The organism is Enorma timonensis, from assembly GCF_000321165.1.
Classification (GTDB): Bacteria; Actinomycetota; Coriobacteriia; order Coriobacteriales; family Coriobacteriaceae; genus Enorma.
The window spans coordinates 1-1584 of the sequence record NZ_CAPF01000105.1 but is presented as its reverse complement, the minus strand read 5'-3'; the positions used below and the strand labels follow the sequence as shown (position 1 = coordinate 1584).

Here is a 1584-nt window from a genome sequence, read left to right as displayed (position 1 = left end):
TGGCGCCCGCCCGCGCCTGCATCCGCCCGCCGCCCGAGGCCCGCGCCGCCCGCGCGCTTCGCCCGCCCACGTTACATGCGTGTTACCGTGCCGTCCGCCGCCGGGGCATGCCATAATCTCATGGTGGAACAACGGCGCGGAGGGGTTTCCGATATGGTTGATGTGCACGGTGAGAGCATGCGGGCGGATGACGCCCTGCACGAGGAGTGCGGCGTCTTCGGCGTGTGGGCGCCGGGGCGCGACGTCGCGCGGCTCGCGTATTTCGGCTTGAAGGCGCTGCAGCACCGCGGCCAGGAATCGGCCGGCATCGCGGTGGGCGACGGCGGCACGGTCATGGTGCGCAAGGACCTGGGGCTCGTGGACCAGGTGTTCACCGACGCCGACCTCTCCTCGCTCACGGGCGACCTCGCCGTGGGGCACGTGCGCTACGGCACGGCGGGCGCCAAGAGCTGGGAGGCCGCGCAGCCGCACCTCTCCACCATCAACGACGTCATCATCGCGCTCGCGCACAACGGGACGCTCGTGAACACCGACGAGCTGCGCCGGCAGCTCATCGAGCTGGGCGTGCCGTTCCTCTCCAATTCCGACTCCGAGGTGGCGACGAAGCTCATCGGCTACTTCACCCAGCGCACGAGCCACCTGCGCGAGGGCATCCGCAAGACCATGGAGCTCATCCGCGGCGGCTACGCCATGGCGCTCATCAACGAGCAGGCGCTCTACGCGTTCCGCGACCCCTACGGCATCCGCCCGCTCGTTCTCGGCATGATCCCCGCCGATGGGTTGGATGGGGATGGGTTGAAAGGAACCCGTCCCCAACCAACCCATGGGTTGAATGGGGACGGGTTCCTTTCAACCCCTTTTTCGCCCGACGCGGCCGCCGGCTGGGTCGTCGCGTCCGAGACCTGCGCCCTCGACATCGTGGGCGCTGAGTACGTGCGCGACATCCGCCCCGGCGAGATCCTGCGCATCAGCGCCGAGGGGCTCGTGTCCGAGCAGGGCGTGCCCGCCGCGCCCGAGACCGCGGAGTGCATCTTCGAGCAGGTCTATTTCGCCCGGCCGGACTCCTTCATGGGCGGTAAGTCCGTGTACGCGTGCCGCTACGACATGGGGCGGCAGCTCGCGCGCGAGGCGCCGGTCGACGCGGACATGGTCATCGGCGTGCCCGATTCCGGCCTGCCGCCGGCGGAGGGTTACGCGCACGAGAGCGGCATCCCCTTCGGCGAGGGGCTCATCAAGAACCGCTACGTGGCGCGGACGTTCATCCAGCCCACGCAGGAGCTGCGCGCGATGGGCGTGCGCATGAAGCTCAACCCGCTGCGCGACATCATCGCCGGCAAGCGCCTCGTGGTGATCGACGACTCCATCGTGCGCGGCACCACCATGGTGCAGCTCGTGCGGATGCTGCGGCAGGCGGGCGCGCGCGAGGTGCACGTGCGCGTGAACAGCCCCGAGGTCGTGTGGCCGTGCTTCTACGGCATCGACACCGACGTGCAGGCGCAGCTCATCAGCGCGAACAAGTCGGTGGACGAGATCTGCCGCTTCATCGGGGCGGATTCGCTCGCGTTCCTCTCGGTGGAGGGCATG

Annotated in this window: 1 protein-coding gene; it reads left to right on the top strand. The window is 69.4% G+C overall.

The features are described 5' to 3' along the window. Positions 1–153 precede the first annotated feature (153 nt). A partial coding sequence (locus tag BN423_RS10420) for an amidophosphoribosyltransferase (RefSeq protein WP_019240187.1) occupies positions 154–1584 on the top strand: 1431 nt, incomplete at its 3' end.